Source organism: Leclercia sp. UBA2479 (assembly GCF_002341985.1).
GTDB classification, from domain to species: domain Bacteria; phylum Pseudomonadota; class Gammaproteobacteria; order Enterobacterales; family Enterobacteriaceae; genus Enterobacter; species Enterobacter pneumoniae.
On the sequence record NZ_DDPB01000013.1, the window covers coordinates 421531 to 444073 of the forward strand.

A 22543-nucleotide genomic window follows, 5' to 3' on the forward strand; every position below is an offset into this window, starting at 1 on the left:
AACCTCATGTTTAAAACAGCAGGAGTGGAACCGTGCAATATACAACATTAGGAAAAACAGACCTTAAGGTTTCCCGTCTTTGTCTGGGCTGTATGACATTTGGCGAGCCGGATCGGGGTAAACACGCCTGGACGCTGCCGGAAGAGAGCAGTCGCCTGCTCATCAAGCACGCCCTTGATGGCGGCATTACCTTTTTTGATACCGCAAACAGCTATTCCGACGGCAGCAGCGAAGAGATTGTTGGTCGCGCCCTGCGCGACTTTGCACGTCGGGACGAGGTGGTTGTCGCCACTAAGGTTTACCATCAGGTAGGCGACCTGCCGGAAGGGCTCTCCCGCGCACAGATTCTGCGATCGATTGACGACAGCCTGCGTCGGCTGAATATGGATTATGTGGATCTGCTGCAAATCCATCGCTGGGATTACAACACCCCTATCGAAGAGACGCTCGAAGCGCTGAACGACGTGGTTAAAGCCGGGAAAGCACGTTTTATCGGCGCATCCTCCATGCACGCCTCGCAGTTTGCCCAGGCGCTGGATTTACAGGCACAACATGGCTGGGCGCGCTTCGTGACAATGCAGAATCACTATAACCTCATCTATCGGGAAGAGGAGCGCGAGATGCTGCCGCTCTGCTATCAGGAAGGCGTTGCGGTGATCCCCTGGAGCCCGCTGGCGCGCGGCAGGTTAACCCGTCCCTGGGGCGAGACTACGGCCCGCTCGGTTTCGGATGAGTTTGGCAAAACCCTCTATTCAGAAAGTGACGCCAACGATGCGCAGATCGCCGAACGTCTGGCCGCCATTGCAGAAGAGACCCATGCAACCCGCGCGCAGGTGGCGCTGGCATGGTTGCTGAGTAAACGTGGGGTAGCGGCACCGATTATTGGTGCTTCACGCGAGGATCAGCTGGATGAGTTGCTGCGTGCGGTTGAGCTAACACTTACGCCGGAGCAGATCGCCGAACTCGAGACGCCCTATCAGCAGCATCCGGTCGTGGGGTTTAAATAACCCCGGAATCCCCTCTCCCGCAAGGAGAGGGGACACACTATTCACTGCGCGAAGTGATCGTAGCCTTTCCAGTCCAGCGTGACAGGTTCTCCGTCACGCAAAAACTGCATCCCTTCGCTTTCCGGCAGGATCTGGCCGATACAGGTAAAGGGAACGCCCAGATGGCCAAGCGCCACGTCCAGCGTACCGCGATTTAGTTCAGGCACGGTGAAGCACAGCTCGTAGTCTTCACCACCCGAAAGCGCCCAGCGTAGAGCCTGTTCAGGCTCAGCATGGCGGCGCAGCGGCGCCGAAAGCGGGAAGGTATCGAGATCGACACGCGCTCCTACGCCGCTGGCCTTAAGTATGTGGCCAAGATCGGAAATCAAGCCATCAGAGAGATCGATTGCCGCGCTGGCACGATCCCGTAGCGCCTGCCCATGAAGAATACGTGGCGTCGGACGCAGATGACGCTTTATCAGGTAGTCGGCATCAGCAGCCTCTTCGACCACCAGTCGATCTTGTAAAATCGCCAGCCCGGCCGCACTGTCGCCAGGGGTTCCGGTCACATAGATCCAGTCTCCCGGCTTCGCGCCCGAGCGCTTCAGAGCCCGTCCAGCCGGGACATAGCCGTGGATCGCCAGCGTCATCGACAGCGGGCCCGCTGTGGTATCGCCGCCAATCAGCTGCATATCGTAGTAGTTAAGCTGCTCGAAAAGGGCATCGCTGAACGCTTCCAGCCACGCTTCATCTACCTTCGGCAGGGTGAGCGCCAACGTTAACCACGCCGGGTCGGCCCCCATCGCCGCCAGATCGCTGACGTTCACCGCCAGCGCTTTGTACGCCAGATCGGCAGGATCGATGTCCGCCAGAAAATGGTTGCCACACACCAGCGTATCGGTGCTGATGGCCAGCGTCTGTTTTTCCGGAATATTGAGCAGTGCGCAGTCGTCACCGATGCCGGTTTCAACATCACGACGAGAAGATCTGACGCGGTCAAAATAACGGGCAATCAGGGAGAATTCGCCGCATGCCATACGTTATGCCTCGCTAAGAAAAGAAAAAACCGGAGACTACACCGCACGAAGGCAGCACAGTACTCCGGTTTGCGGATCACTTTTTGTGGGGACGGATCGCAGGAGCGGCTTTATCCAGCACGCCATTGACGAATTTATGGCTGTCTTCAGCACCGAAGGTTTTCGCCAGTTCGATCGCTTCGTTGATGGCCACTTTGTACGGCACATCGTCACGTTTGGACAGTTCGAACAGGGCGATACGCAGTACGGCTTTTTCAACCTGGCCCAGCTCTTCGAGCAGACGGGACAGGTATGGCTTCATCAGTCCGTCGAGATACGCGCTATTAGTCGCCACTCCCGACAGCAGTTCACGGAAGTACAGGACATCAACGCCTTTGACGTCTTGTTCCGCCAGGAACTGGTATTCAACATCAGCGATGTCGTTCTGGGACAACTGCCAGGAGTAAAGTGCCTGGACGGCACATTCACGGGCGCGGCGACGAGCAGCAGGTTTCACGGAATTCCCCTTACAAAAATCAGGCCTTGATGGCTTTCAATACATTAATCATTTCAAGCGCGGTCAGTGCAGCTTCTGCACCTTTGTTACCGGCTTTGGTGCCAGCGCGTTCGATAGCTTGTTCAATACTTTCAGTGGTGAGCACGCCAAACGCGACAGGAATTTCTGCATCCTGCGCAACGTGCAGCAGACCATTGCTGGCACCGCCTGCTACATATTCAAAGTGCGCGGTACCGCCACGAATAACCGTACCCAGCGCAATTACCGCATCATACTTGCCGGTTTTCGCCAGCGCGCCTGCTGCCAGCGGCAGTTCATAAGCGCCTGGAACCCAGACAACGGTAATATTTTCGTCTTTCACCTGACCGATACGTTTCAGGGCGTCTACCGCACCTTCCAGCAGGCTGTCGTTGATGAAGTTGTTAAAACGCGCAATGGTGATGGCGACGCGAGCGTCCGGGGTAGCAACAGCGGCTTCAATAATGTTCATACTCTTCCTTAACGGGTTCATTTGGCCCCGCAGGGGGGCGGATTTTATCATAATAATTTGCGTACTGCTTCCCTATTTCAGTAAGCCTTACGCGGGAATTAAATGCAGGCAAATATCGGGTCCAATCGGGCGTATCTCGCTGAACTTAAGCTGCGGTGCATCGGCCAGTTTTTCAAGGCCCGGCAGGACAAACAGACCACGCGCGTCGTTGCCTAACAGTTTAGGGGCAACGTAAACAATGAGTTCATCCACCAGCCCCGCCTGCAGTAGCGCCCCGGCAAGCGTCGGCCCTGCTTCAACCCAGATGCTGTTCACCTGCTGTCTGCCGAGCTGCATCATAAGTACTACCAGATCGAGGTGGCCATTATGTTCGGGTACAATCAGCGTTCGAACGCCCTCCGGCCATGCGCGGCTATCTTCCCCGGTGCGGACAAAAAGCGTTTCACCTGGCTGCTGGACAATACGATGCTCTGGCGTGACGCGGTTTTGGCGGTCCAGCACGATGCGAAGCGGCTGACGCAGGTCATCCTGGGAATAGCAGGACTGCGTATCGGCAGAAAGTTCGTTCCAGCGCACGGTCATTGACGGGTTATCCGCCAGCACGGTGTCACTGGTGGTGAGAATAGCATGGCTTTGCGCGCGCAGACGTTGCACATCGCGCCTTGATTGCGCAGAAGTGATCCACTGGCTCTCGCCGTTGGCCATCGCCGTACGGCCATCAAGAGAGGCGCCGAGCTTTAACTGAATAAAAGGAAAGCCCGTCCGCATGCGCTTCAGGAAACCTTTATTAATGGCTTCGGCGTCCTGCATCATCAGGCCATGACTCACCTCAATCCCTTCCTGCTGCAGGCGGAACAATCCACGGCCGGCTACCTGCGGATTAGGATCCTGCATCGCTGCCACCACGCGCGTCACCCCTGCGTTAATCAGCGCTTCACAGCAGGGTGGCGTGCGCCCATGATGACTGCAAGGCTCAAGCGTCACGTAAGCCGTCGCCCCACGCGCCTTCTCGCCGGCCATCCGCAGGGCGTGTACTTCGGCATGCGGCTCGCCGGCGCGAAAGTGAAAACCTTCTCCGACGATTTCGCCCTCTTTCACAATTACACAGCCAACGTTGGGATTGGGATGGGTAGTAAAACGTCCGCGCTGCGCCAGCTTTAAGGCTCGCGCCATGTACATTTCATCCTGCATGGGCTTAATCCTGTAGGCGGGCGATCTCTTCGCCAAATTCTTTAATATCTTCGAAGCTGCGGTAGACAGAAGCGAAGCGGATATAGGCCACTTTATCGAGCTTTTTCAGCTGCTCCATCACCAGGTTGCCGATCATCTTGCTCGGCACTTCGCGCTCACCGGTACCGCGCAGATGGGATTTGATGTGGTTAAGTGCCGTTTCGACGTCATCTGCGCTGACGGGGCGTTTTTCCAGCGCTTTCAGCATTCCACTTCGCAGCTTCTCTTCATTGAAGGGTTCGCGAATATCGTTGCTTTTCACTACCCGCGGCATAACCAGCTCTGCCACTTCAAAGGTAGTAAAACGTTCGTTGCATACCAGGCATTGCCGGCGGCGGCGTACGGAGGAGCCTTCCCCCACCAGACGGGAGTCGATTACTTTGGTATCCACGGCGAGACAGAATGGGCAATGCATACGGTGTCCTGACTTTCGGGTTAACTGAGTTCCATTTTACCCTGAACTGGGCTGACAACAAAGGAAGAGCGTTTTTGAGATAATGGATCTATACCCTGCCTTGCTTCGTTGGCTACGCTTATCACCATCCGTTATTTCAAGGAATTAAACGCAATGACAAGACGTTACCTGAAAATTCTCCTGGTGGGGAGCCTCTTTAGCCTTAGCGCCTGTGCACAGCAAAGCGAAGTTCGCCAGATGAACCAGAGCGTGAGCGCGCTAAACCAGACCATGAGCGAGCTCAACCAGGAAACCGTAAAGATCACCCAGCAAAACGCGCTGAATGTGAAATCGACCAGCGGTGTTTATCTGCTACCGGGCGCTAACACTCCGGCGCGGCTGAAAAGCCAGATCGGCACGCTGCGAATGTCGTTGGTAGACGTGGCGCCCAATGCTGACGGTACCCGTGCCACGCTGCGCATTCAGGGCGAGTCTAACGATCCCTTACCCGCTTTTAGCGGCACCGTGGAGTGGGGCCAGATCCAGGGCACCACAGATAATTTCCAGGAGGTGAATGTGCAAAGCCAGCTGATTAATGCGCCGGCCAGCGTACTCGCCCCGAGCGATGTGGATATCCCACTGCAGTTGAATGGCGTTACCCCAGAACAGCTCGGTTTTGTCCGCATCCACGATATCCAGCCCGTCGCGCAGTAATCTCTTCAGCGGAACGTAACCACGTTCCGCTTTCATTTAAATTCCGCAAAGATTGGCAACATAAATGTTTGCCAGTACAATCCGCTCCGTTTAAAGTACGCAAACGTGAACGCAATCGATTACGCATGTGAGAGATATGTGAAACAACACATATTTTTGTGAGCACGGATTCCTATAATAGGCTCGCAGAAACACGAAATATTTAGAAACGCTATTCGCGCATTTTTCACTCCCGTAAGGGATTTCAAATCAGTGGCATCATTATGAAAAAAACATTACTGGCAGCTGGCGCAGTTCTGGCGCTCACAACCACTTTCTCTGTTAACGCAGCGGAAAACGATAAACCTGAATATGTCTCCGACTGGTGGCACCAGAGCGTGAACGTGGTCGGTAGCTACCACACCCGCTTCGGACCTCAGATCCGTAACGATACCTACCTTGAATACGAAGCGTTTGCCAAGAAAGACTGGTTTGACTTCTATGGTTACCTGGATGCGCCAGTATTCTTCGGTGGTAACACTGATGCGAAAGGTATCTGGAACCACGGCTCTCCGCTGTTCATGGAGATCGAGCCGCGTTTCTCTATCGATAAGCTGACCGGCACCGATCTGAGCTTTGGTCCGTTCAAAGAGTGGTACATCGCGAACAACTACATCTACGACATGGGTCGCAATAAAGATGGCCGCCAGAGCACCTGGTATATGGGTCTGGGTACCGACATCGATACCGGTCTGCCGATGAGCCTCTCCCTGAACGTGTACGCGAAATACCAGTGGCAGAACTACGGTGCTGCGAACGAAAACGAGTGGGATGGCTACCGTTTCAAAGTGAAATACTTCGTGCCGATTACCCAGCTGTGGGGCGGTAACCTGAGCTACATCGGCTTCACCAACTTTGACTGGGGTTCCGATTTAGGCGATGACAGCGCCAACGATCTGAACGGCAATAAATCCCGTACCAACGACTCTATCGCCTCCAGCCACATTCTGGCGCTGAACTACGATCACTGGCATTACTCTGTTGTTGCGCGTTACTGGCACAACGGTGGTCAGTGGAACGACGATGCTGAGCTGAACTTTGGCAATGGCAACTTCAACACACGTACTACCGGCTGGGGTGGTTATCTGGTTGTCGGTTACAACTTCTAAGCATCGCTTCAATGTATGAAAGCCAGCCTCCGGGCTGGCTTTTTTATTGCTTCACTTTACGCAAAAAGTCGGCCAGAGAACGTTCTACACTTTCGCTGAAGCGTCGCCCGGTCAGGGTAATGGTCAGGCAACGGTCGAGGCGAAAACAGCGGTAGTCATTGCGTCGCTCACACCAGGCTGCGAGTAGCCAGTGCTCTCCCCAGAAGAACAGCCCTAACGGCTGCACCTCCCGCCAGGAGAGCTGCCCGGCCTCATCCCGATAATGTAACGCGAGCACCTGCTGGGAAGATATCGCCTGATGAATCACATCAAAGCCGCTTCTCGAATGGGGTTGCAGGGCAATATCCGGCGCGTAAATGCGGGTCTGCTCGGCCTTGCGACGGCTCTCTTCGGGCAAAATAGCGAGCACTTTCTCCTGCGCCGACTCCAGTTCTTTTGAGAGCGACTCACCTCCCCAGGTTTTGAGCAGGCGAATGGCAACGATCAGCGCTTCGGACTCGCGGTTAGTCAACATCAACGGCGGCAAATCAAAGCCCGACAGCAGTCGATAACCACTTCCGGCTTCGCCCTCTATCGGCACGCCCGACAGCGACAGATCGCGGATATCGCGATACACCGTGCGCGCCGACACGCCCAGTCGTTCAGCAAGCAGCGCGGCGGTGGTCAGCCGTCTGCCCCGCAGAATCTGTACGATCTGAAACAGGCGGTCAGCGCGTCGGGTCATCGATTTTCACCTTCACTTGTTATCAGGCGGGCTGATGGAGCCCTACCCGGTTGCCTTCGCTGTCCGTAAACAGCGCGATAGTGCCAATGCCGCGCGGCAGAACCAGCGGGCCGAAAACACATTCTCCCCCGGCTGAGGCCACGCGATCGAGCGTTGCCGCAAGGTTTGAGGTATGAAGATAGATAATCGCCCCCTGCTGCGACGGCGCAATGCCGTCAAATTTTGCCAGCGCGCCGCCGACGGCCGGATCATCGTGCGGGAACACGGCCAGTTCCGCGCAGTCCATCGCCTCACGTTTTAGCGAGACCTGCATCACCGGCTCATAAAAGGCAATGGCCCGCTCCATATCCGTAACCGCAATCTCAAACCAATTAATGACGTTATTCATACATCCTCCTGCCTGTTGAGTAAGTTCAGAAGGAGTGTACGCCAGGCCTCCTGACAGCATACTGTCAGCAGAGTGGCTCACTCAGTAAAAATAAAGGCAAGTGATTGATTTAGCAGCCACGGGCGCAGATAACCGACGGTGTTTGAAAGCGGTAAAACCTGCTCGGGCAGCCTGATGCCCAGCTGCGTCTGAATATAGGCCCGGCGCGTACAAATACGCTGCCAGAGCGCGGGCCAGGCGGTCTGAATCTCGTGGCGAAGCGCCTCGTCCGCCAGCGCCACGGTATCTTCAATGCTGGCGCCAGCGTATCCTGCGCGGGAGGGAATGATATCGATTTGCAGGAGCATGCCGCTTTGTAATGTTGCCGCCGAATTCGGTCCAATGGGCGAGCAGAGCCACTCCTCATCCGCCACCAGATGTCCCGGATTAAGGTGCCAGTGGTAGTCTGCTTTCGGCAACACCCGTTCGACCAGGTCATACATCTCACCGCCACGCAGGCCGATACGCAGGTGCTGCAGCCAACTGACCACCGCATTAAAATAGGGTTTGGCGACCACCTCGAGGTAGTCTGCTACCGCCGGTGTTAGCTCATTTTCATCTGCCACCACATAAGCCGCACGGCTGCTTAAGCCGCCTTTATAACCGGTCGTCAGCGAGAATTTATCTCCGCGCTGAATAATTTTGTCCCCCGGATAGAGCCTGGCATCAGCAAAGCGCTCGCCAGTGGCGGCAATCATCACCACGTTATTGGCCTGCCCCTCTGCCGCCAGCAGCGCGCCGATCTGCTTCTCGGTTTTACCGGGCGCGATGGCATTCAGCGCCGTGAGCATTGCCGTGGAGGCGAGATTGGCACCGTATTCGTAGTGCGCCAGTTCGTTTGCATTATTGGTGATGCGGGCGCCGCTCTCGGGCGAGATAAAGATCCCCGTTGCATTGCATAACCGCGCCTGAGGTGCCGCCAGGCGCAGGGCATCGACAATAAACGCGGGGAGATCGAACATCTGCAATCTGTCGTCGCGTGCGCCAGTAAATAGCTTCCAGCCCACCAGCCCAACGGTGTTCGAGCCTGAGAGCCCCGCCTCACGAAGCAACTCCGGGAAGGAGTGCTGATTATCCATCGGCTGGTTTGGCAGTGAAAACCACGGCGCATGGATAACGCGGTTCGCCAGTCGGGCATGCGCCGCCAGCTTCAGGTTTTCATTACCCAGCACCAGGGCCGCCTCCCCCGTCTGTTGCAGTATCAGGAGCGCCTCTTCAAAGCGCGGGATAAACCCGGTGAGATATTCAAAATTGCCGCCGTGCTCTTTGTCGGCATAGATAACCAGCGTATCCAGCCCCTGCTGTACCATGCGGCTAAGGACTTTCGCCTTGCGCTGCTGCAGCGTTTCATCGCTTAGCGTTACAGATGGCACATCGTGCCAGAGGGTCGGTTGGGGAACAGATGAGAGGGTGATGACGGCCATCGGTATTGCTCCATGTCATTTCGCATTCACACTGGAGAGTACCCAAATCCGTGCGCGATGTACCAAAAAAAATCCCGGCCTTGCGACCGGGATTCTGTTTTAACGCGCTGTTGCCTTTACGGCAGAATGGACGGCTGATCCGCCCCTTCTTTTTCGACCTTCTGCTGGATCAGGTGCTCACGCTTCATGCCGAGTTTCAGTGCCAGTGCGGACGCCACGTAAATGGACGACGCCGTACCGATAGAGACACCAATCAGCATGGTCAGCGAGAAGCCTTCCAGTACCGGGCCACCGAAGAGATACAGCATCAGGATCACCATCAAGGTGGTCCCGGAGGTGATCAAGGTACGGTGCAGCGTCTGGGTCAACGACACGTTAAAGATTTCGTACGGCGTACCGCGACGGATCTTACGGAAGTTTTCACGGATACGGTCAGATACCACGATACTGTCGTTCAGTGAGTAACCGATAACGGACATCAGGGATGCCACAATCGTCAGGTCAATCTCAATGTGGAACAGCGACAGTACGCCCATGGTGATCACCACGTCGTGCGCCAGAGCAATAACCACCCCGGCCGCCAGGCGCCACTCGAAGCGGAAGCCAACGTAAACGAGGATGGAGATCAGCGCCACCAGCAGCGCCATGGCACCGGTCTGGGCCAGGTCTGCACCCACGCTCGGGCCAACAAACTCAATACGCTTAACCGTTGCATTCTGGCTGGTCGATTCATTGATAACCTGAACGACCTTGCTGCCCAGCTCCTGGCTGCCGTTGGCATCGTGTACCGGTGGCATACGCACCATGATGTCGCGGCTGCTGCCGAAGTTCTGCAGCAGCGGCTCTTCAAAGCCCGCTTTCTGCAGTGATTCGCGCATCTGGTCCATATCGACCGGTTTTTCCAGGGTGATTTCAATCACCGTACCACCGGTGAAGTCCAGACCCCAGTTGAAGCCTTTCACGCCCATAATGACGATGGACAGAATCAGCAGAAAACCTGATATGCCGAAGGCCCAGTAGTCCCAGCGCATAAAGTCCCAGACTTTACGGCCGTGGTTTAATTGTTCAACAGTATATTCCTGTGCCACAACGCACTCCTCAGATAGACAGCTTTTTAACGCGCTTGCCGCCGTACAGCAGGTTCACGATGGCACGGGTGCCGACAATAGCGGTAAACATTGACGTTGCTACACCGATACCGGTGGTAATCGCAAAGCCTTTGATAGCGCCAGTACCCACTGCATACAAGATAAGAACCTTAATCAGTGTTGTTACGTTCGCATCGAAGATGGAGCTGAACGCCCCTTTGTAGCCCTCTTCAATCGCCTGCTGCACAGAACGACCGTTGCTTAGCTCTTCTTTGATACGTTCGTTTATCAGTACGTTGGCGTCGACCGCCACCGCAAGGGTAAGAACGATACCCGCAATACCCGGCATGGTCAGCGTCGCCCCCGGAAGCAGAGACATGATGCCGATAATCAGGACCAGGTTCGCCACCAGCGCGCTTGTCGCGATCAGACCAAACTTCTTATAGAAGAAGATCATGAAGATGATGGAGACCACCAGACCGGCCAGACAGGCTTCCAGACCCTGTTTGATGTTCTGCATACCCAGGGTTGGACCAATGGTACGCTCTTCAACAATCTGGATTGGCGCAATCAACGCACCGGCACGCAGCAGCAGCGACAGCTGACGTGCTTCGTTCGGGTTGTTGATACCGGTGATACGGAAGCTGTTACCCAGTCGGGACTGGATATTGGCGATGTTAATCACCTCTTCCTCTTTCACCAGCACTGAGCGACCGTTCGCATCTTTCTTACCGCTGTCTTTATACTCCACGAACAGGGTTGCCATCGGTTTACCGATGTTGTCCTTAGTGAAGTTAGACATGATGTTGCCACCTGCGCTATCAAGCGAGATGTTCACCTGCGGCTGGTTGTATTCATCCTGGCTGGAAGTGGAGTCGGTAATGTGGTCACCGGTCAGGATCACACGTTTGTACATCACCACCGGCTGACCTTCACGGGTCTGCTTCACTTCAGAGTCGCCCGGTACGCGGCCAGAGGCGGCTGCGGACTGGTCAACGTTGGTGTTTACCAGACGGAACTCCAGGGTCGCGGTCGCGCCCAGAATCTCCTTCGCACGCGCGGTATCCTGAATACCTGGCAGTTCAACCACGATACGGTCAGCACCCTGACGCTGTACCAGCGGCTCGGCTACCCCCAGCTGGTTTACACGGTTACGCAGAATGTTGATGTTCTGCTGAACGGCGTATTCACGCGCTTCGCTCAGACGGGCATCCGTCATCACGGCGCGCAGCTGGTTGCTGCCCTGCGAGGTGATCACCAGATCGCGGTGACGCGACGTCAGGTAAGTGACTGCCTGGTCGCGTGCAGAGCCGTCGCGGAACGCGATGCTCATGCCGTAGTTCTCTTCCTTACGCACGGTGGTGTAAGGGATGCCTTTATCACGCAGATCGCTGCGCAGGCTGTCGATGTTCTGTTCCTGCAGCTTGCCCAGCGCGGTATCCATATCCACTTCCATCAGGAAGTGCACACCGCCACGCAGGTCGAGACCGAGTTTCATTGGCTCTGCGTTTAGCGCAGCCAGCCAACGCGGAGTTGCAGGAGCAAGGTTCAGCGCCACGACATATTTATCACCCATCACGCCCATCAGCGCTTCACGAGCGCGGAGCTGCGTATCGGTGGAGTCGAAGCGAGCAAGAATAGCGCCCTCTTCCAGTGCCACAGACTTAGCGGTAATTTTTTCTTCTTGTAACGTTTTCTGGACCTGGATCAGCGTTTGCTCACTGGCGGCGACACCGCGCGCGCCAGTGATTTGAACAGCCGGATCCTCACCATACAGGTTGGGAAGCGCGTACAGCAGGCCGACGATAATCACGACGACCAGCATGATGTACTTCCACAAAGGATAACGGTTTAACACGGCAGTTCCCTTTGGGAAATGGTTGGATTACAGCGCCTTCATGGTGCCTTTCGGCAGAACGGCAGCTACGAAGTCACGTTTGATAACCACTTCAGTGGTGTCGTTCAGGGCGATAGCAATGTAGCCGTTTTCCGCTACTTTGGTCACGCGACCCACCAGGCCACCGTTGGTCAGCACTTCATCGCCTTTCGCAATGGAGTTCATCAGGTTTTTGTGCTCTTTGGTGCGTTTCTGCTGTGGACGCAGGATCATGAAGTAGAAGATCAGACCGAACACAACCAGCATCAGGATCAGAGACATTGGGCTGCCCTGCGCCGGAGCGCCAGTTGCTGCTACCGCATCAGAAATAAAAAAGCTCATTTAAATTCCCTCATTATTAAAATTAATCAACGTTCAAAGGTGGTACAGCACGGCCCTGACGTTGGTAGAAATCGGTCACGAAGCTCTCTAATTTACCCTCTTCAATGGCCTTACGTAAACCAGCCATTAAGCGCTGATAATAACGAAGATTGTGAATGGTATTGAGACGCGCGCCCAGAATCTCGTTGCAACGATCAAGATGATGCAGGTACGCGCGAGAATAATTGCGACAGGTATAGCAATCGCACTCGGCATCGAGTGGGCTGGTGTCGCTTTTATGCTTCGCATTACGAATTTTTACCACGCCATCGGTCACGAACAGGTGACCATTACGGGCATTGCGGGTTGGCATCACGCAGTCAAACATATCAATACCGCGACGAACGCCTTCAACCAGATCTTCTGGTTTACCCACACCCATCAGGTATCGCGGTTTATCAGCCGGGATTTGCGGGCAGACGTGCTCCAGGATACGGTGCATGTCTTCCTTCGGCTCACCCACAGCCAAACCGCCGACAGCGTAGCCATCAAAACCTATCTCTACCAGACCTTTAACCGAGATATCACGTAAATCTTCGTAAACACTGCCCTGGATAATGCCGAACAGTGCATTTTTGTTGCCGAGCGAGTCAAAACGGTCGCGGCTACGCTGCGCCCAGCGCAGTGACATCTCCATGGAACGCTTCGCGTAATCCCAGTCTGCCGGGTATGGCGTACATTCATCGAAGATCATCACGATATCGGAGCCGAGATCGTACTGGATTTCCATCGATTTTTCAGGATCAAGGAAGATCGGGTCGCCGTTGATGGGGTTACGGAAGTGCACACCCTTTTCGGTGATTTTCCGGATATCGCCGAGGCTGAAGACCTGGAAACCGCCGGAATCGGTAAGAATGGGGCCTTTCCACTGCATGAAGTCGTGCAGATCGCCGTGCAGCTTCATGATCTCCTGGCCAGGACGCAGCCAGAGGTGGAAGGTGTTACCGAGGATGATTTGTGCGCCAGTGGCTTCCACTTCTTCCGGCGTCATCCCTTTTACGGTGCCGTAGGTGCCCACAGGCATAAACGCGGGGGTTTCTACCACGCCGCGATCAAACACCAGGCGACCGCGGCGTGCGCGACCGTCGGTGGTATCGAGTTCAAATTTCATTTTTTTTCCTCTGTGTCAGAAAAACAGTCCAACACATTATTCCGGTGCCGCGGACTTATTCCCCGACACGCTCATTCAAAGCCTGCGGATTGTACGTGATAAACATCGCGTCCCCGTAGCTAAAAAAGCGATAATTTTGTTCTACCGCAGCCTTATAGGCATTCATCGTATGCTGATAACCCGCAAAGGCGGAAACCAACATAATCAGCGTCGATTCAGGCAGGTGGAAATTGGTCACCAGCGCATCAATCACTTTGTACTGATAGCCCGGGTAGATAAAGATTTGCGTGTCGCCAAAGAAGGGTTCAATCAGTTCAATTTTGGCCGCCTGCGCCGCGCTCTCAAGCGAGCGCACAGAAGTGGTTCCCACCGCGATAACGCGGTTGCCACGCGCTTTGGTCGCCATTACCGCATCCACAACCTCTTGCGGGACCTCTGCGTATTCCGAGTGCATGATGTGGTCTTCGATAGAGTCCACGCGCACGGGCTGGAAGGTGCCCGCGCCGACGTGCAGCGTTACAAAGGCCATCTCAACACCTTTATCGCGCAGTTTTGCCAGCAGGGGTTCGTCAAAGTGCAGGCCGGCCGTCGGCGCAGCAACTGCGCCTGGCTTCTGGCTATAGACGGTCTGGTACAGCTCGCGGTCGGCCTCTTCGTCCGGGCGTTCAATATAGGGTGGCAGCGGCATATGGCCAATGGCATTCAGAATATCCAGCACCGGACGTTCGTCGTTGAACTGCACTTCAAACAGGGCATCATGGCGTGCAACCATGGTCGCGTTGATGCTCTCGTCATCGCCCAGCAGCAGTTCCGCGCCCGGTTTTGGCGCTTTAGATGCGCGAATATGTGCCAGAATACGTTTATCATCCAGCATGCGCTCAACCAGCACTTCAATCTTTCCGCCGCTGGCTTTACGACCAAACAGGCGGGCCGGGATCACACGGGTATTGTTAAAGACCAGCAGATCGCCCGCGTTGAGCTTATCGAGCAGATCGGTGAAAGTACCGTGCGTCAGCGCGCCCGTTGGCCCGTCCAGAGAGAGTAAGCGACAGCTACTGCGCTCAGGCATTGGATAGTGGGCGATCAGGGAATCAGGTAATTCAAAGGAGAAATCGGCGACGCGCATGACTTATACTCGTGACTTAAAAACAGGCGGCTTAGTCTAGTGCTCACACCACTTTGCTGCAACAACTAGCCGACTCCGGATACCGAATCGCATGAATTTTCTCGCTCACCTGCACCTGGCTCACCTGGCCGATAGCTCGCTTTCTGGTAATTTGCTGGCCGATTTCGTCCGCGGCAACCCGGCAGAAGAGTACCCTCCCGAGGTTGTAGAGGGTATTTTTATGCACCGGCGTATCGACGTGTTGACCGATAACCTGCCCGAAGTGACCGAAGCGAAAGGCTGGTTCCGTCCTCACACCCGCCGCGTCGCGCCGATTACCCTGGACGTCATGTGGGATCACTTTCTCTCTCGGCACTGGGCACAGCTCTCACCCGAGATGCCGCTGTCAGAATTTGTACGCTATGCCCAGACGCAGATAGCAACCATCCTGCCCGACTCTCCCCCACGCTTTGTGAATCTGAATCATTACTTATGGTCAGAGCGCTGGATGGAACGTTATCGCGATATGGATTTTATTCAGAACGTGCTTAATGGCATGGCCAGCCGCCGCCCGCGTCTGGATGCTCTTCGCGACTCCTGGCAAGATCTGGACGACCATTATGACGCACTCGAAACCCGTTTCTGGCAGTTCTATCCACGCATGATGGCGCAGGCAAAAAGCAGACAGCTGTAACCGGTGCGTCATTGATAGGCAAAAGCTCATCGAACGATTGTTAGGGCCTCTTTGAGTTAAAGCGCCACACTCTCTATACTGGCCGGCGTTGCGTTCCAAATAACCTTAGTAAATACAGGAGAATCATATGGTTCTGGTAACTCGTCCGGCTCCGGATTTTACAGCAGCAGCTGTACTGGGTAACGGTGAAATCGTTGATAACTTCAACTTCAAACAGCACACCAACGGTAAAGCGACCGTTCTGTTCTTCTGGCCGATGGATTTCACCTTCGTTTGCCCGTCTGAGCTGATCGCGTTCGACAAACGTTATGAAGAATTCCAGAAGCGTGGCGTGGAAGTGGTTGGCGTCTCCTTCGACTCTGAGTTTGTACACAACGCATGGCGTAACACCCCTGTCGACAACGGCGGCATCGGTCCGGTGAAATACGCGATGGTTGCGGACATCAAACGTGAAATTCAGCAGGCTTACGGTATCGAACATCCGGACGCGGGCGTTGCGCTGCGTGGTTCTTTCCTGATCGACGCAAACGGCATCGTTCGTCACCAGGTTGTGAACGATCTGCCGCTGGGTCGTAACATCGACGAAATGCTGCGCATGGTTGACGCGCTGCAGTTCCACGAAGAGCACGGTGAAGTGTGCCCGGCTCAGTGGGAAAAAGGTAAAGAAGGTATGAACGCCTCTCCAGACGGCGTAGCAAAATACCTGTCCGAGAACGTATCCAGCCTGTAACTGGCAAGGTTTACGCAAAAGGCCCGCGCATGCGGGCCTTTTTGTTATTAATGGTTGCCTGCCCAGACGGTGGCCGATATCGCCGGCAGAGAGAGCACGCCATCCTGCACGCTGCCTTTCCCCTCTTTCAGAAGCCACGTCTTCACGCTTAATAACGGCGTGTCGTCCAGTACTACTTCGCAGGCCTCACCGCGATTTATCGCCACCAGCACCCGCTGCTGGTTATAGACGCGTATAAACACCACCACGTTATCGTGCGCATAGATCACCTGACAAGCGCCGTAGCGCAGGGCCTGGCTCTGTTTGCGCAGCTTCGCCATCCGCTGATAGAGCGCCAGCAGGTGTTTATCCTGCTTCTCTGGCTCCCACGGGAAGGTTTTGCGGCAGAAGGGGTCATTGTTGCCATCCAGCCCGATTTCATCGCCATAATAGATGCACGGCACGCCCGGCCAGCTAAAGAGCCAGATGACCGCCAGCGGCAACCGCGCCACATCTTTGCCCAGCAGCGTTTTAAAGCGTGCGGTATCGTGGCTATCCAGCTGGTTGAACATCCGGAGCTGCTGCTGATGCGACAGACTGGCGCGGTAGTTATCCATCCACGCCATGCAGGTTTCAGCGTCGATACGCTGCGGATCGTAAGAGATATCCGTATTCGCCAAAAAGCCCCAGAGCGGGAAAGTAAAACCGCGATAGTTCATCGCCGAATCTTCCGCATCGGCCTGCAGCCACTGACGGGCATCACCGAAATGCTCGCCAAAGACAAAGGCATCTGGCCGGGCGGCTTTCGCCGAACGGGTGATACCGGCGACGTGCTGCAAATTATTCCGCGCGCCGCCCGCTTCGCCAAGCATATGCACGACATCCAGCCGCCAGCCGTCCATGTTCCAGGGGGCTTTCAGCCAGTGGCGGACAATACTCTCCTCGCCGCCATAAATCTCCTGCACCAGCGCATTCGAGGCATAGTCCAGCTTCGGCAGGCTGGGGTAACCCAGCCAGTCAAGCGCGTAGCCCTCGTCGTTGAAGCTATACCAGTCACGCTGGGCCGATTCCGGATTATGACAGGCGCCGCCCATCGTCTGATTGTGACGGTCAAACCAGGCATGAGAGTCGCCGCTGTGGTTAAAGACGCCGTCCAGAATCAGGCGCATCCCCTCACGGTGAGTATTTTCACGCAGGCGCAGCAATGCTCCATCGCCACCGAACTGCTCATCTACCCGACGATAATCCTCGGTATCGTATTTGTGCACGCTGGGCGCGGCAAAGACCGGATTCAGGTAGAGCGCCGTGACGCCGAGTTTTTTCAGATAGGGTAACTTTTCGCTGATACCGTCCAGATCCCCGCCATAGAAGGTGGAGCCGCCCGCCTGCGCGGTGACGGGCTCATCCCACTGGCGGAAGATAACCTCCTGCCCGGCGGCGTGGTGATAATAGCGTTGATCCTGCAATGCCGTACGCTGCTGGCTGCGGGCGAAGCGATCCGGGAAGATTTGGTAGAAGACCTGCTCCACCACCCACTGAGGGCCATTATCGGGATAATCGACGGCAAATTGCTCCAGACGAGCCGGTGGAAAACGGCTGAAGCCCTGGGGGGTAAACCACAGCTGGCGGTCGTGCCAGAGCAGTTTAAAACTGTAGCGTCGACGCGGCTGGCCGCTGTTCAGATCGATCGTGGCCCGCCATGCCGTGATCCCCGGCTGCGGCTGGCTACGCTGCTTGTGCATTTTCAGCGTCGTCTCTTCATTGTCCACTTCGGCGCGAAGCGTCACCCGCTCAGGCTGATTGTCGCCTGCCAGCCAGAGCGTAATCACGAGCTTGTCTTTGTTTTGCTTAACAAATGGGGCAACCGCGAGGTGCCATGCCTTGAACATTTCGTATCCCCTTTCCCAGAATTGAGGCCACCTTGCCATAGGGTAGAGGATGTTCACTCATCGCGGAGACAATTATTAGGGGAGGAGATCGGGGGAGGAGAAAAAATGCCCGGCAGGTGCCGGGCATTCTGATTACTGTACCTGGGCGATCCGACGTTCGTGGCGGCGTTTGAAGACCCAGCCCACCAGCAGCAGAGCGATCCACGCGAAGCCTACGTACAACGAAATGCGGGTATCCGGGTGGTAACCGATCAGCGCGATAATAAAGACCAGGAAGATCAGCCCAACGACCGTCGTCGCTACCCCGCCCGGCACTTTAAACTTCAGCGCTTTCGAGGCCTCTGGCCCCAGACGGCGGCGGAAGGCGATCTGCGACAACAGGATCATAATCCACACCCATACGGTGGCGAAGGTGGCCAGCGAAGCAATCACCAGGAAGACGCGCTCCGGCATGATGTAGTTCAGGTAGACCGACAGCAGCAGCGCGACCGTCATCACCATCACCGTCACCCATGGCGTACCACGACGGGAGGTTTTGGCGAAGATCTTCGGCGCACTGCCCTGCTCGGCCATGCCGTGCAGCATACGACCCACGCCAAATACGTCGGCATTGATGGCCGAGAGCGAAGCGGTCAGCACCACAAAATTAAGAATGCTGGCGGCAAAGGCAATCCCCAAATGCTGGAAGGTAAGGACAAACGGGCTGCCGTTTGTGCCGACCTGATTCCACGGGTAGATGGACATAATGACAAACAGCGTGCCCACATAGAAGACCAGGATACGCATTGGCACTGAGTTAATCGCACGAGGAATAGATTTTTCAGGATCTTTCGCTTCGCCCGCGGTAATACCGATGATTTCGATCCCGCCGTAGGCAAACATCACCATCTGCAGCGACATCACCATTCCAATCCAGCCGTTGCTGAAGAAGCCGCCGTTGCTCCAGAGATTATGAATTCCGGTCGCTTCGCCGCCGTTGCCAATGCCCCAGATAATGATGCCAAAGCCGGCAGCAATCATCACAATGATGGTGGCGACTTTAAAGAACGAGAACCAGAACTCCAGTTCACCGAACACTTTTACGCTCATCAGGTTAACGGCGCAGATGATCATCACGACGCTTAAGACCCAGATCCAGTGCGGCACCGTGGGGAACCAGACGCCCATATAAATTCCGAACGCGGTCACATCGGCGATGGCCACAATCAGAATTTCAAAGCAGTAGGTCCAGCCGGTGATATACCCGGCCAGTGGCCCGAGGTTTTCCTGGGCATAGCGTGAGAAGGAGCTGGCTGAGGGGTTATGAACCGACATCTCCCCAAGGGCACGCATGATGATATAGGCCGCAGCGCCGCCAATAATATAGGCCAGCAATACGCTGGGACCGGCCATTTTTATGGCATCTGCCGAGCCATAAAAAAGGCCCGTGCCTATTGCAGAACCCAGTGCCATAAAGCGAATGTGACGGGCGGTGAGACCCCGCTTGAGTTTGTTAGAGCTTTCCATTTATGTCTTGCCATTCAACACAAAAAAACAAAAAACCACGGGGCCATAAGCCCCGTGGTTGTACATTCTGCCGTTGATTAATGCGCGTTCGATGTAACCTGGCGTCCTGCAGCACGATCCCAGATAACAGCCAATACCAGTGCAACAACGGTAGGCATCAGCCAGGCCAGCCCCTGCTCAGACAGCGGCAGACGCTGTGTCCAGGCAGGCAGTACGTCGCCAATAGCGGATGCTTTAATCCCGTCAAGGATACCAAAAATCAGGCTGATAAACATGGCCGGGGCAATAATTCGTGAGGAGTTATGCCACCACGGGCGGGTAAAGCTCAGCACAACCAGTACAATACACGGAGGGTAAATGGCCGTCAGTACCGGAATGGACACTTGAATCAGGTGGCTCAGTCCCAGATTCGAGACCGCCATTGAGAAGATGCCGAGGATAAACACCAGCGTGCGGTAAGAGAGCGGCAGATACTGCGCAAAGAACTCTGCACAGGCGCAGGTCAGCCCTACCGCCGTCACCAGACAGGCCAGGAAGATCAATACCGCCAGCAGGAAGCTACCTGCACCACCAAAGGTATGCTGCACGTAAGCATGCAGGATCGCCGCACCGTTCGCACTCTGATCCACCAGCGTGGCGCTATCGGAACCCAGACGGAACAATGCCAGATAGAGCAGCGTCAGGCCCACGCCGGCCATCAGACCCGCCCAGATGGTGTAACGGGTCAGCAGACGCGCTTCCGTTACGCCACGGGAACGCGCAGCGTTGACAATAACGATACCAAATACCATGGCGCCCAGCGTATCCATCGTCAGATAGCCATTCACGAAGCCGTTAGAGAAGGCAGCGTTTTTATAGGCATCCATCGCATCGCTGATGGGGCCTGCAGGCCACATCACGGCGGCCACGGCCAGAACGATCAGCGCCACGATTTTCAGCGGAGCCAGGAAGTTACCTACCGTATCCAGCAGTTTGCCCGGATAGAGAGAAACCAGAATCACAAGCGCGAAGTAAACCAGGCTGTAGATAAACAGCGGCATCGCGCCGTCGCCCGTCAGGGGCGCGATCCCCACTTCGAATGAGACGGTCGCGGTACGTGGCGTGGCAAACAGCGGGCCCACGGCCAGATAACAGACAGTCGCCAGCAGAATGCCAGCCACTTTACCAATCGGGGTGCTGAGGCTGTCCACGCCGCCGCCCACTTTCGCCAGCGCGATAACGGTTAGCACCGGCAGACCCACGGCAGTGATCAGGAAGCCAATGGCTGCCGTCCAGACGTGTTCACCCGCCTGCAAGCCAACCATGGGAGGAAAGATGATGTTGCCTGCGCCAACGAACAGCGCAAATGTCATAAAGCCCAGCGCAACGATGTCGCGCGATTTCAGATGATGGGTCATAAAACCTTACTGCCTGTGGATGTGGTGTTGAAAACGATGAATTTTTCGCCATCCCTGCCGGGACAAAACAGCGGAAAAAATACTCAATTTCAGTGGGATATACTCCCGTACTGGCGTGGAGAAGAATAGTTTTTCGATTTACCACGCAAATATAGTCGGTATGACGATATCTGGGGCGCAATTTAAACGCTTATAACGTTTAAAGGCAATATAGGATCTCAAAACCAGAACATTATGCCGGAATGAAAAGAGTGATTGGAACAATGAACCATGTATAAGAAAAACTCATGGCTAATCATGCGAACAAAAAAGCAACAGCAGTATGAAAATCATGCTCGCTTCGCCTGACTGCAAAGTAAACAGGCCAGCTTTCGCTGGCCTGTGGCAACTTCCGATTACAGCACTCCTCTCAGCCCTTTCAACTGGCAAGCAAACGTTCCGGAATAACGAAGCTGAAACGCGTGCTTACGCCGGGCTGGCTGGAGATATCGAGCCGGCTTTCATGGTGATTAATGGCATGCTTCACAATCGCCAGCCCCAGGCCACTGCCCCCGGTCTGCCGGGATCGGGCTTTATCCACCCGGTAGAAGCGTTCAGTCAAACGCGGAATGTGTTCTGGTGCCACCCCGGGTCCATCATCATCAACGCTGAACTCCGCGCCGGAAGCGACACGCTGCCAGCGCACCTTAATCGAGGTGCCCTCAGGGGTGTGATTCACCGCGTTATAGACCAGGTTCGAGATGGCGCTGCGCAGTTCATCTTCACTGCCGCGCACTTTTAACGTGTTGTCCACGTCGAAGCTCAGCTGGTGTCTACCGTGGCTTAAGGTCTGGGCTTCACGTTCGAGCAGGCGCAGCATCATCGGCACATCAATGGTATCGTTCAGTGCCAGCGTTGGTGCGGCTTCGATACGCGAAAGCGTCAATAACTGGCGAACCAGCCCCTCCATCCGGTGGGTCTGTTCACGCATGGTGTGCAACGCTTTCTCGCGCGGTGCCCCCTCCAGCGTCTGCTCCTGCATCATCTCCAGATAGCCCTGCAACACCGTTAACGGCGTACGCAACTCATGGCTGACGTTAGCAAAGAAGTTTCTACGCGCCCCTTCCAGCTGGTGCATCTGGGTCACGTCACGCGCCACCATCAACCACTGTTGATCGCTGTAAGGCATGACGCGGATCTCAAGATGACGGCTATTGTTCAGTATCAGATTGTGCGGGCGGGTAAAATCACGCGCTTTCAGGTAACGGGCGAATTCCGGATAACGCAGCAAGTTAAGGATATTCTGGCCGTTATCGTCCGGCCAGCGCAGGCCAAGAAGCTGCTGCGCCAGGCCATTACACCAGAAGATCGCCCCCTCTTCGGTGGTCAACACCACCGCGTCCGGCAACGATTCGGCACCGCTGCGAAAGCGCTTAATCAGGCTACCCAGCTCGCGTCGACGCTTTTTATTACGCATCTGCATCTGGTGCAGGCCATACAGAAGCGGCTCCCAACTGCCGCTACCCGGCGGCGGGGTCATGCTTCTGTCTACCCATAGCCACCAGGAGAGACGCAATAAATTCCAGAAGTGCCAGATAAGCAGGCCGGTTACTGCCGCAAGTAAAAACCACGGAAGATAACCCAACACGGCCCCCAGAATCAGGGCCGGAATGCAGCATAAGATCAGTTCAAATAAAAGCCTTTTCCATGACAGACGTTCCAGCACGCGTCACACTCC

At 55.4% G+C, this 22543-nt stretch carries 22 protein-coding genes; 5 read left to right on the forward strand and 17 right to left on the reverse strand.

Features of this window, described 5'->3' with window-relative positions; translation table 11 throughout:
* The first annotated feature begins 32 nt into the window (after positions 1-32).
* Positions 33-1007 carry an aldo/keto reductase gene (locus tag B3B59_RS19840; protein WP_040076930.1) on the forward strand — a complete coding sequence of 325 codons (975 nt, stop codon included), beginning with the start codon at positions 33-35 and terminating at the stop codon, positions 1005-1007.
* 41 nt (positions 1008-1048) lie between these two features.
* Here B3B59_RS19840 and thiL read toward each other — a convergent pair whose 3' ends face one another.
* The 5 genes from thiL to nrdR all read right to left on the reverse strand — a co-directional run bounded on the left by thiL (position 1049) and on the right by nrdR (position 4654).
* Positions 1049-2023 (reverse strand): thiamine-phosphate kinase, encoded by a 975-nt coding sequence (gene thiL / locus B3B59_RS19845; RefSeq protein WP_046884467.1) that lies wholly within the window; start codon positions 2021-2023, stop codon positions 1049-1051.
* A gap of 76 nt (positions 2024-2099) precedes the next feature.
* Entirely contained in the window at positions 2100-2519 is a 420-nt protein-coding gene (gene nusB, locus B3B59_RS19850; protein ID WP_040076933.1) for a transcription antitermination factor NusB, read from the reverse strand.
* Between the two features lie 19 nt (positions 2520-2538).
* A complete protein-coding gene (ribE, locus tag B3B59_RS19855; protein ID WP_040076935.1) occupies positions 2539-3009 on the reverse strand; it encodes a 6,7-dimethyl-8-ribityllumazine synthase in 471 nt (156 codons plus the stop codon).
* 87 nt (positions 3010-3096) lie between these two features.
* Positions 3097-4200, reverse strand: a complete 1104-nt coding sequence (gene ribD / locus B3B59_RS19860) for a bifunctional diaminohydroxyphosphoribosylaminopyrimidine deaminase/5-amino-6-(5-phosphoribosylamino)uracil reductase RibD (RefSeq protein ID WP_286809810.1) — start codon at positions 4198-4200, stop codon at positions 3097-3099.
* Positions 4201-4204: 4 nt separating this feature from the next.
* Positions 4205-4654 (reverse strand): transcriptional regulator NrdR, encoded by a 450-nt coding sequence (nrdR, locus tag B3B59_RS19865; RefSeq protein WP_040076938.1) that lies wholly within the window; start codon positions 4652-4654, stop codon positions 4205-4207.
* Positions 4655-4807: 153 nt separating this feature from the next.
* On the opposite strand from nrdR, the gene B3B59_RS19870 reads away from it, so the two are divergent.
* Together B3B59_RS19870 and B3B59_RS19875 are read left to right on the forward strand one after the other, a co-directional pair.
* Positions 4808-5347, forward strand: coding sequence for a DUF3251 domain-containing protein (locus B3B59_RS19870; protein WP_046884469.1), 540 nt, complete (start codon positions 4808-4810; stop codon positions 5345-5347).
* 263 nt (positions 5348-5610) lie between these two features.
* Positions 5611-6495: a nucleoside-specific channel-forming protein Tsx gene (locus B3B59_RS19875; protein ID WP_286809811.1), complete on the forward strand. Its 885-nt coding sequence runs from the start codon at positions 5611-5613 to the stop codon at positions 6493-6495.
* Between the two features lie 43 nt (positions 6496-6538).
* On the opposite strand, the gene B3B59_RS19880 is transcribed toward B3B59_RS19875, so the two are convergent.
* The 8 genes from B3B59_RS19880 to queA form a co-directional block, all read right to left on the reverse strand.
* On the reverse strand, positions 6539-7219 hold the full coding sequence (locus tag B3B59_RS19880) for a helix-turn-helix transcriptional regulator (protein ID WP_046884471.1): 681 nt from the start codon (positions 7217-7219) through the stop codon (positions 6539-6541).
* A 22-nt stretch (positions 7220-7241) separates the two neighbouring features.
* The gene (locus B3B59_RS19885; protein ID WP_040076942.1) at positions 7242-7607 is read right to left on the reverse strand and encodes a VOC family protein; all 366 of its coding nucleotides are present in this window, start codon (positions 7605-7607) and stop codon (positions 7242-7244) included.
* A gap of 77 nt (positions 7608-7684) precedes the next feature.
* The gene (locus tag B3B59_RS19890; protein ID WP_286809813.1) at positions 7685-9070 is read right to left on the reverse strand and encodes a M24 family metallopeptidase; all 1386 of its coding nucleotides are present in this window, start codon (positions 9068-9070) and stop codon (positions 7685-7687) included.
* A gap of 116 nt (positions 9071-9186) precedes the next feature.
* The gene (gene secF / locus B3B59_RS19895) at positions 9187-10158 is read right to left on the reverse strand and encodes a protein translocase subunit SecF (RefSeq protein WP_046884473.1); all 972 of its coding nucleotides are present in this window, start codon (positions 10156-10158) and stop codon (positions 9187-9189) included.
* A gap of 10 nt (positions 10159-10168) precedes the next feature.
* Positions 10169-12016, reverse strand: a complete 1848-nt coding sequence (gene secD, locus B3B59_RS19900) for a protein translocase subunit SecD (protein ID WP_046884474.1) — start codon at positions 12014-12016, stop codon at positions 10169-10171.
* A gap of 27 nt (positions 12017-12043) precedes the next feature.
* Positions 12044-12376 carry a preprotein translocase subunit YajC gene (gene yajC, locus B3B59_RS19905; protein WP_003859109.1) on the reverse strand — a complete coding sequence of 111 codons (333 nt, stop codon included), beginning with the start codon at positions 12374-12376 and terminating at the stop codon, positions 12044-12046.
* A 22-nt stretch (positions 12377-12398) separates the two neighbouring features.
* Positions 12399-13526: a tRNA guanosine(34) transglycosylase Tgt gene (gene tgt / locus B3B59_RS19910; RefSeq protein WP_040076946.1), complete on the reverse strand. Its 1128-nt coding sequence runs from the start codon at positions 13524-13526 to the stop codon at positions 12399-12401.
* A 55-nt stretch (positions 13527-13581) separates the two neighbouring features.
* Entirely contained in the window at positions 13582-14652 is a 1071-nt protein-coding gene (gene queA, locus B3B59_RS19915; protein ID WP_286809814.1) for a tRNA preQ1(34) S-adenosylmethionine ribosyltransferase-isomerase QueA, read from the reverse strand.
* Positions 14653-14743: 91 nt separating this feature from the next.
* Here queA and acpH point away from each other — a divergent pair, with 91 nt between their 5' ends.
* A complete protein-coding gene (acpH, locus tag B3B59_RS19920) occupies positions 14744-15325 on the forward strand; it encodes an ACP phosphodiesterase (RefSeq protein WP_207293093.1) in 582 nt (193 codons plus the stop codon).
* Between the two features lie 127 nt (positions 15326-15452).
* The gene (locus tag B3B59_RS19925) at positions 15453-16055 is read left to right on the forward strand and encodes a peroxiredoxin (RefSeq protein ID WP_207293092.1); all 603 of its coding nucleotides are present in this window, start codon (positions 15453-15455) and stop codon (positions 16053-16055) included.
* A gap of 47 nt (positions 16056-16102) precedes the next feature.
* On the opposite strand, the gene malZ is transcribed toward B3B59_RS19925, so the two are convergent.
* From malZ to phoR, 4 genes are all read right to left on the reverse strand, one after another.
* A complete protein-coding gene (gene malZ, locus B3B59_RS19930; protein WP_286809816.1) occupies positions 16103-17923 on the reverse strand; it encodes a maltodextrin glucosidase in 1821 nt (606 codons plus the stop codon).
* 132 nt (positions 17924-18055) lie between these two features.
* Positions 18056-19429, reverse strand: a complete 1374-nt coding sequence (gene proY, locus B3B59_RS19935) for a proline-specific permease ProY (protein WP_286809817.1) — start codon at positions 19427-19429, stop codon at positions 18056-18058.
* A 77-nt stretch (positions 19430-19506) separates the two neighbouring features.
* Positions 19507-20826, reverse strand: coding sequence for a branched-chain amino acid transporter carrier protein BrnQ (gene brnQ, locus B3B59_RS19940; protein ID WP_046884477.1), 1320 nt, complete (start codon positions 20824-20826; stop codon positions 19507-19509).
* Between the two features lie 418 nt (positions 20827-21244).
* Positions 21245-22531 (reverse strand): phosphate regulon sensor histidine kinase PhoR, encoded by a 1287-nt coding sequence (phoR, locus tag B3B59_RS19945; protein ID WP_263616368.1) that lies wholly within the window; start codon positions 22529-22531, stop codon positions 21245-21247.
* Between the last annotated feature and the right edge of the window lie 12 nt (positions 22532-22543).

Coding starts and splice junctions, on each gene's coding strand:
- acpH (WP_207293093.1), top strand. CDS start 14,744: ATGAATTTTCTCGCTCACCTGCACCTGGCTCACCTGGCCGATAGCTCG.
- tgt (WP_040076946.1), bottom strand. CDS start 13,526: ATGAAATTTGAACTCGATACCACCGACGGTCGCGCACGCCGCGGTCGC.
- malZ (WP_286809816.1), bottom strand. CDS start 17,923: ATGTTCAAGGCATGGCACCTCGCGGTTGCCCCATTTGTTAAGCAAAAC.
- B3B59_RS19875 (WP_286809811.1), top strand. CDS start 5,611: ATGAAAAAAACATTACTGGCAGCTGGCGCAGTTCTGGCGCTCACAACC.
- B3B59_RS19925 (WP_207293092.1), top strand. CDS start 15,453: ATGGTTCTGGTAACTCGTCCGGCTCCGGATTTTACAGCAGCAGCTGTA.
- nrdR (WP_040076938.1), bottom strand. CDS start 4,654: ATGCATTGCCCATTCTGTCTCGCCGTGGATACCAAAGTAATCGACTCC.
- B3B59_RS19870 (WP_046884469.1), top strand. CDS start 4,808: ATGACAAGACGTTACCTGAAAATTCTCCTGGTGGGGAGCCTCTTTAGC.
- B3B59_RS19885 (WP_040076942.1), bottom strand. CDS start 7,607: ATGAATAACGTCATTAATTGGTTTGAGATTGCGGTTACGGATATGGAG.
- B3B59_RS19880 (WP_046884471.1), bottom strand. CDS start 7,219: ATGACCCGACGCGCTGACCGCCTGTTTCAGATCGTACAGATTCTGCGG.
- brnQ (WP_046884477.1), bottom strand. CDS start 20,826: ATGACCCATCATCTGAAATCGCGCGACATCGTTGCGCTGGGCTTTATG.
- thiL (WP_046884467.1), bottom strand. CDS start 2,023: ATGGCATGCGGCGAATTCTCCCTGATTGCCCGTTATTTTGACCGCGTC.
- ribE (WP_040076935.1), bottom strand. CDS start 3,009: ATGAACATTATTGAAGCCGCTGTTGCTACCCCGGACGCTCGCGTCGCC.
- queA (WP_286809814.1), bottom strand. CDS start 14,652: ATGCGCGTCGCCGATTTCTCCTTTGAATTACCTGATTCCCTGATCGCC.
- yajC (WP_003859109.1), bottom strand. CDS start 12,376: ATGAGCTTTTTTATTTCTGATGCGGTAGCAGCAACTGGCGCTCCGGCG.
- proY (WP_286809817.1), bottom strand. CDS start 19,429: ATGGAAAGCTCTAACAAACTCAAGCGGGGTCTCACCGCCCGTCACATT.
- ribD (WP_286809810.1), bottom strand. CDS start 4,200: ATGCAGGATGAAATGTACATGGCGCGAGCCTTAAAGCTGGCGCAGCGC.
- B3B59_RS19890 (WP_286809813.1), bottom strand. CDS start 9,070: ATGGCCGTCATCACCCTCTCATCTGTTCCCCAACCGACCCTCTGGCAC.